We start from the raw sequence: 7643 nt of genomic DNA, 5'->3' as shown, positions 1-7643 counted from the left end.
ATGCCCTCGACGCTGAGGATCGTCTGGCCGGTGATCTCGGCCCTGCTCTCCTGCTGGCTGTCGATGCGCGGCATCGCGTCGAGCAGGCGCTTGGTGTAGGCGTGCTGCGGATTGGCGAAAAGCGCCACCGCCTCGCCCTCTTCGACGAACTCACCCAGGCGCATGACCTTGATGCGGTCGCACATCCGGGCAACGACGCCCATGTCGTGCGTGATCAGCGCGATGGCGGTGCCCATCTCCTGTTGCAGCGCCGACATCAGGTCCAGCACCTCGGCCTGGACGGTGACGTCCAGCGCGGTGGTGGGCTCATCCGCGATCAGCAGCTTGGGCTCGCACAGCATGGCCTGGGCGATCATCACCCGCTGGCGCATGCCACCCGACAGCTCGTGGGGATACTGCTCCATCCGCCGTGCGGCCTCGGGGATGCGCACCCGGTCCAGCCAGTCGAGGCAGAGCTTGCGGACCTTTGCACCGGACAGACCCTTGTGGATCTTGAGCACCTCGGCCATCTGCTCGCCGACCCGCAGGTGCGGGGTCAGCGCGGTCAGCGGATCCTGAAAGATCATGCCCAGGTCGGCGCCCCGGACACGGTTCAGCCTGGCGGGCGGCAGGTTCAGGATCTCCTGCCCCTGGAACTGGACCGAGCCCGAGGCCCGCCCGTTCGGCGGCAGCAGGCCCATGGCGGCCATGAAGCTCTGGCTCTTGCCCGAGCCGCTTTCGCCGACGATGCCCAGGCATTCGCCCGCGCCGATGTCGAAAGAGACGCCCTTGACGGCCTCGACCGCGCCATCGGGCGTGTCGAAGGTGACCTTCAGGTCCTTCACGGAAAGAATGCTCATGTCAGCGGTCCTTCGGATCAAGCGCGTCACGCAGGCCATCGCCGATGAAGAACATCGTGATGATGATGGTGACATAGAAGAAGAGCGGGAACAGCAGTTGCCACAGGGTCCCGTAGTTCATCGTCCCTGCCCCTTCGGCGATCAGACGCCCGAGCGAGGTCATGGGTTCGGAAATCCCGAGCCCGAGGAACGAGATGAAGCTTTCGGCCAGGATCATCTCGGGCACCAGCAGCGAGGCATAGACGATCACCACGCCGATCAGGTTCGGCAGGATGTGGCGGAAGATGATGCCGGTCTCGCTGACGCCGCCGGCGCGGGCGGCCTCGATGAACTCGCGGGTCTTCAGGGTCAGGGTCTGGCCACGGACGATGCGGCTCATGGTCAGCCAGCTGACCGCGCCGAGCGCCACGAAGAGCGTCACGAAATTGCGCCCCGCGATGACCAGGATCAGGATCAGGATCAGCGTCAGCGGGATCGCCAGCATGATGTCGACGAAGCGCATCATGACGCTGTCCAGCCGCCCGCCGTAATAGCCGGCGATGACGCCCCAGGCGGTGCCGACGATCAGCGCCATGCCGGCCCCGATCAGCCCGACCAGCAGCGAGGTGCGGGTGGCCTGGATGGTGCGCGCGAACAGGTCGCGGCCCAGCTCGTCAACGCCGAAGTAATGGCCCGTTTCAAGCGAGGGCGCGCCCATCCCCTTGATGTCGCCCATCCGGGCCCAGTCGATTTCCTCGTTGGAATACTGGGCGATCAGCGGGCCGAAGACGACGAAGAGCACGATCAGCGCCAGCACCACGACCGAGGCCATGGCGGCCTTGTTTCTCAGGAAGCGATCCATCGCATCGCGGAACAGCGAGCGGCCCCGGATGGCGTTGAAATCGGTGACATCGGCGGCAAGCTCGGCCGCCTTTTCAGATTTTCCGAACATGGCAACCTCAGTAGCGGATCTTGGGATCGAACCACGCATAGGCGAGGTCGGTCAGAAGGTTCACGACGACGGTCAGCGCGCCGTAGAGGATCGTCACCCCCAGCAGGACCGCATAGTCCCGCGTCAGCGCCGAGCTGACGTAGCTTTGCCCCAGCCCGCCGGTCGAGAAGTAGAGGTCGACGAAGACCGAGCCGGTCAGCACGTAGACGAAGACCGGGCCGAGGTAGCTCACCACCGGCAGCAGCGTCGGCTTCATTGCGTGGCGCCAGATGATGGCACGGGTCGGCAGGCCCTTGGCCCGCGCGGTGCGGATGAAGTTGGAATTCAGGATCTCGAGCATCGAGGATCGGGTGATCCGGGCGATATTGCCCATGTAGGACGTCGAGAGCGCGATCACCGGCATGATCAGGTATTCCCACTGCCCGCCGTTCCAGCCGCCGCCGGGCAGGATACCCAGCCAGAGGGTGAAGGTCAGGATCAGGATCGGGCCCATGATGAAGTTCGGCAGGGCCTGTGCGGCGATGCCGAGCGAGACGGCAACGTAGTCGAGCCAGGTGTTGTGACGGATGGCGGCGGCAATGCCGAGCGCGATGCCGACCACGGAGGCGGCAAGGAACGACAGGCTGCCATAGGTCAGCGAAATCGGGAAACCATTGGCGATGATATCGTTCACGCTGCGATCCTTCTGCACGAAGGAGGGACCGAAATCGAGATGCACCACGACGTTGTAGAGATAATCCCAGAGCTGCTTCCACAGCGGCTGGTCGAGCCCGTACTGGGCCTCGATATTGGCGAGGACGGCCGGTGGCAGCGGTCGTTCCGAGGTGAAGGGGCCGCCCGGTGCGGTATGCATCAGGAAGAAGGAGGCGATCACCAGCAACAGGATTGTGGGGATGGCGACCAACAGGCGGCGCGCGACATATGCGAGCATTGGCGGGTACCGGAATAGGGATGGCCCCCGGCTCGGCCGCTTGCGCGACGGATCCGGGGGCCACACGGGTTAACGAACGAGGTTACTCGGCGAGCTTGTAGAGGTTCTTGGAGTACCAGTTCTGCTCGACGTTATCGACGGGCCAGTTCCCCACGTCGCTGTCCATCATGTAGACGCCGGCGTAGTGGTAGATCGGGATCACCGGGGTCTCCGCGGCGATGATCTCTTCGGCGCGGGTATAGAGCGGGGTGGTGTCCTCGGCGGTCTTGGCATCGGCGATCAGCTGATCGTACTCGGCATTCGAGAACTTGCCGTCGTTGTAGCCCGAGGGGGTGGTGATCAGGTCGAGGAAGGTCGAGGCCTCGTTGTAGTCACCGCACCATGCGCCACGCGCCATGTCGAAGTTCTGGTTGCCGCGCTCTTCCAGGAAGACCTTCCACTCCATGTTGGCGAGGGTGGCCTGGACGCCCAGCTTCTGCTTCCACATCTGGCTGAGCACCACGGCGATCTTCTCGTGGGCTTCCGAGGTGTTGTAGACCATCTCGAAGGACAGCGGGTTGTCGGCGCCGTAACCGGCCTCGGCCAGCAGCTCCTTGGCCTTGGCGTCGCGTTCGGCCTGGGTCATGTCGACCATGGCCGAGGACGGCGGGGTGAAGCCGGCGACGGCTTCGGGGGTGAAGCTGTAGGCCTCGGGCTGGCCACCGGCCATGACGTTCTCGACGATGACCTTGCGGTCGACGGCCAGCGACAGGGCCTCACGTACCATCGGGTTCTTGAAGGCCTCGGGGCCCGAGTCCGACAGGTTGAAGGTGTAGTAGTAGTTGCACAGGCGCGGGAACGAGATCGCCTCGTCGGGGTGTTCTTCCTTCAGGCGCGGATACTGGCCGGCGGGCACGTCGGTCAGGTCCAGTTCGCCCGCGAGATAGCGGGTCAGCGCGATGTTCTCGTCGTTGATGATCAGGCCGACGGTCTTGTCGAGGATGGTGTTCTCGTTGTCCCAGTAGGTCGCGTTGCGCTCGCGCACGATACGCTCGCCGGGCATGTACTCGGTCAGCGTATAGGCCCCGTTGGACACCAGGTTCTCGGGCTTGGTCCACTCCGAGCCGAACTCCTCGATCACCTTCTGCGGCGCCGGGAAGGTGGTCGAATGGGTGGTCATCTGCGGGAAGTAGGGCAGCGGCGTGGTCAGCTTGACGACCAGGGTGTGATCATCCGGGGCCGAGACGCCCAGCTGGTCCGGGGTCATGTCACCGGCGATCACGGCCGAGGCGTTCTCCAGCGACATCAGGTCGATGAACCACTGGTAGGGAGAGGCGGTCGCCGGGTCGGCCGCGCGGCGCCAGGCATAGACGAAGTCACCGGCGACGACCGGGTCGCCATTGGACCAGACGGCGGTGTCGCGCAGGGTGAAGGTGTAGGTCATCTTGTCATCGGACAGCTCGTAGCCGGTGGCCACGCCGGGCACCAGGTTGCCCTCCTCGTCCTGGTTCATCAGGCCCTCGAAGAGGTCGCGCACCACGTTGGCGCCGTCCACGTCCTCGACGATCTGCGGATCGAAGGAGCTGACGTCGTCCAGCAGCCGGTAGGTGAAGGTCTGGTCTGCCGCCAGTTCCTGCCCGGTCACCGGATGGGTTGCCGCCTGTACCCCCGACAGCGCGGTCCCCGACAGCAGGGCCGCAATGGCCAGCTTCGCAATGGGTTTCATGAATCCTCTCCTATTTCTGATCAGGCCTCATCGCCTTGTCTGTCCCGGCGCCGCACGGAAGGTCTCCGCGTCCCTCTGGCCCCGGGCGAATTGCAGCAGCCTATTGAGCCGTCCCCGGGGTTCAAGCATATCCGGCATGATCTGACGGCATGCCGCGGGGGCATGGGCAGGTTTCTGCCGAACAATCTGATGCGCCTCAGCGTCAGATTGGCAGCTAAAACCGCCCCCGGCAAGCAAACTTCCCGCCAGGGGATGCAGAGTGATCTCTGCTTGGGCACCCCCTCGGATCAGGGGTGCCGTAAACCCGCAAATGCGAGAATCGCAACCGATCAATGCTGTGCTTGCGTCCCAGAATCGCCATCATTTATCATTATCGAAACAACCCGACGCAGAAGCGCGAGCCCCAGACGCTCACAGGCAACCGACAGGAACGGACGAAACCCATGCAAGAGCTGTCGACACGGCAGAGCCGACCGGCCGAGGCCCGAGGCCCGGGATCCGCGACAGGAGCCGGTCCCGCCGTCGTGTCCGTGCTGCGGCGGCTTGCTTGCCTTTCGGCGCTTTCCCTTGCCGTCCAGCCACTTGCCCGCCCCCTGCCCCTGCATGCGCGGGGTGGTGCATGACACTGACCCAGATCATCGAGCTTGAGACCCGCTACCTTCTCGCCATCGGCGTCATGCTGCTGGCGGCGCTGGCCCTGCTGATCCAGGGACGGGCCTACCGGGCGCGTGGACGCCGCCTGACCCACCTGGCCCAGGATCTTCAGGAATCACAGCGCATCGCGCGAATCGGCACCGTCCGCTGGGACTTCCTGCGGGATCGCGTCGAATGGACGGATGAATACGCCCGCCTGCTGGCCCTGCCCTACGGCGGCCACATGACCGGCGGAGAGTTCCAGAGCATGCTGATGCCCGAATACGAGGATCTCGTCGTCGAAAGCGAACGGGTCGCCCTGGCCACCTCGGCCGAGACGGGCAAGCCGGCCCGGCGCGAGATCGTCTACAAGGTCCGCGCCCGCGACGGACGGGTCATCGACGTTGCCGCCGTCTCCGAGCTGATGGCCGACCGCGAGGGACGCCCGCTCTACCTGATCTCGACCATCCGCGACGTGTCGGAAGAGCGGCGCCAGCAGCTCAAGCTGAGCCAGAGCGAACAGAACCTCTCGGCGGCGATGCGGGTCGCGGATCTGCACTGGCTGCGGCAGGAGCATCCCGCGCTGACGGTCACCTGGTCGGCCAACATGAACCGCCTGCTGGGCCGTCCCGATGACGCCGAGCCCGTGCTGCTGCGCCACTTCGTCCACCCCGAGGATTTCGCCAAGCTCGAAAAGATGCTCGAAGCCAAGCGCGATCTGGCGACGGGCCGGGGCACAGTGAACCACGTCGCCAATCTCAGGCTGATGCGCCCCGACGGCGCCCCCCTGCATGTGCGCGCCTACCTGGAAGCCGAACTGGATCACAACCGCGAGCTGACCAACGTTCGCGGCGTGCTGCGTGACATCACCGAAGAACTGGCCCAGGAGGCCAAGCTGCAGGAAGCGGTCACCACCGCCGAACGCGCCAACCAGACCAAGAGCGAATTCCTCGCCGTGATCAGCCACGAGCTGCGCACGCCGCTGAATGGTGTGCTGGGCATGCTCAGCGCGCTCGAGGACAGCCAGCTGGACGCCGACCAGCGCGGCCAGGTGAAGGTGGCCCGCAGCAGCGCCAACGCCCTGCTGGTGATCCTGAACGACATCCTCGATGCCTCCAAGATCGAGGCCGGACGCCTGCAGATCGAGGAAGAGACCTTCGAGCTGAACGGCCTGGTCCGCTCGGTCATCCACCTCTATGCCCAGAAGGCCCAGGAGAAGGGCCTGCACCTGGACAGCCAGATCGATGCGGACATTCCGCCCTGGATCCGCGCCGATGCGGGCCGCATCCGACAGATCCTGTCGAACCTGGTCAGCAATGCGATCAAGTTCACCTCCGAAGGCAGCGTGATCCTGTCGGTCACCCGCTGCAACGTCGCGACCGGCGACAAGCTGCACCTGCGTCTCGGCGTCAAGGATACCGGCGCCGGCATCCCCGAGGAATACCACTCGCGCGTGTTCGGGCGGTTCGAGCAGCTCGGCGCCTCTTACTCCAACCGCATGGCGGGCACCGGGCTTGGCCTGTCGATCAGCCTCAGCCTGGCCGAACTGATGGGCGGCAAGATGGGCTTCGAAAGCGAGGAGGAAAAGGGCTCGTACTTCTGGCTGGACCTGCCGGTGACCGCCTCCGAGGCGCAGCAGGAGAGCGACCAGGATCACGATCTGCCCGACCTGCCGCAGATGCGCATCCTCGTTGCCGAGGACAACAGCACCAACCAGCTGGTGATCCGCTCAATGCTCGAGCGCATGGGCCAGAACGTCGACATGGTGGTCAACGGCGCCGAGGCCGTCGAGGCGGTGAGCAACCTCAAGTACGACCTCGTGCTGATGGATGTCTCGATGCCCGTGAAGGACGGCACAGCCGCCACGCGCGAGATCCGCGCGCTGCCCGGTGCGGAAGGCCGGCTGCCGATCATCGGCCTGACCGCCCATGCCGGTGCCGATCAGCACAGCTTCTACCTCGAGTCGGGCTTCGACGAGGTGCTGACCAAACCAGTGCTGATCCGGCAGCTGGCCGCCGCCCTGGACCGCTGGAAGCCCGCGACGGGCAAGGGCGCCGCGGCACAGGCTGCCCCGGATGTTGCGGAACCGATCTCCGAAAGCGCGACCGCCTCCGCTTCGGCCTCTGAACCGGCGAAGACCCGCACGAAAGCCGCCAAGGCGCCCACGCCGGCAGCGGCCCCTGCCGCCCCGCCGGACGAGCGGACCACCTTCGTCGACGCCGCCGCCTTCGCGGCACGTCTGGACAAGCTGAACCGTGAGTTCAGCGGCGGGCTGACCGCCAAGATGCTGGCCGCCACGCGGCGCGACATCGAGCGTCATCTCTCGACCTTGACCGAGCAGATGACTCTGTCCCCCGAGGCCGCCAATTCCGAGGCCCTGCGCCGTGCGTTCCACGCCCTCGTGGGCATCTTCTCGACGCTGGAGTGCGAGACCATGACGACCCAGTGCCGCCTGCTCGAGACGCTGCCGGATGCGCGCAGCGAAGCGACCCGGCTGGTCGAAGATCTTGTGGAACAGCTCCATGCGCTGCGCGACGAAATCGACCGGCTGATGGCCGAAGAAAACGAGAGCCAGCCCGCCTGAGCCAGCCCGGAACAGGGGCT

Annotated in this window: 5 protein-coding genes; 1 reads left to right on the top strand and 4 read right to left on the bottom strand. The window is 65.5% G+C overall.

Annotation, left to right across the window (positions count from 1 at the left end):
• The 4 genes from OS124_RS0109585 to OS124_RS0109570 form a co-directional block, all read right to left on the bottom strand.
• Positions 1–839, bottom strand: an 839-nt coding sequence (locus OS124_RS0109585; RefSeq protein ID WP_010139337.1) for an ATP-binding cassette domain-containing protein, incomplete at its 3' end; no start/stop codon positions are given.
• 1 nt (position 840) lies between these two features.
• On the bottom strand, positions 841–1770 hold the full coding sequence (locus OS124_RS0109580) for an ABC transporter permease subunit (RefSeq protein WP_010139336.1): 930 nt from the start codon (positions 1768–1770) through the stop codon (positions 841–843).
• 7 nt (positions 1771–1777) lie between these two features.
• Positions 1778–2701: an oligopeptide ABC transporter permease OppB gene (oppB, locus tag OS124_RS0109575; protein ID WP_010139335.1), complete on the bottom strand. Its 924-nt coding sequence runs from the start codon at positions 2699–2701 to the stop codon at positions 1778–1780.
• 82 nt (positions 2702–2783) lie between these two features.
• Entirely contained in the window at positions 2784–4406 is a 1623-nt protein-coding gene (locus OS124_RS0109570) for a peptide ABC transporter substrate-binding protein (RefSeq protein ID WP_010139334.1), read from the bottom strand.
• 619 nt (positions 4407–5025) lie between these two features.
• Here OS124_RS0109570 and OS124_RS26040 point away from each other — a divergent pair.
• Positions 5026–7623: an ATP-binding protein gene (locus tag OS124_RS26040; RefSeq protein ID WP_010139332.1), complete on the top strand. Its 2598-nt coding sequence runs from the start codon at positions 5026–5028 to the stop codon at positions 7621–7623.
• Positions 7624–7643: the final 20 nt, after the last annotated feature.

The organism is Oceanicola sp. S124, assembly GCF_000220565.1.
Lineage (GTDB): Bacteria > Pseudomonadota > Alphaproteobacteria > Rhodobacterales > Rhodobacteraceae > Pseudooceanicola.
The sequence above is the reverse complement of the archived record's forward strand: the minus strand, read 5'-3'. Positions and strand labels throughout refer to the sequence as shown.

Excerpts from the sequence above, each read along its gene's own strand:
- oppB (WP_010139335.1), bottom strand. The coding sequence starts at position 2,701 with ATGCTCGCATATGTCGCGCGCCGCCTGTTGGTCGCCATCCCCACAATC.
- OS124_RS26040 (WP_010139332.1), top strand. The coding sequence starts at position 5,026 with ATGACACTGACCCAGATCATCGAGCTTGAGACCCGCTACCTTCTCGCC.
- OS124_RS0109570 (WP_010139334.1), bottom strand. The coding sequence starts at position 4,406 with ATGAAACCCATTGCGAAGCTGGCCATTGCGGCCCTGCTGTCGGGGACC.
- OS124_RS0109580 (WP_010139336.1), bottom strand. The coding sequence starts at position 1,770 with ATGTTCGGAAAATCTGAAAAGGCGGCCGAGCTTGCCGCCGATGTCACC.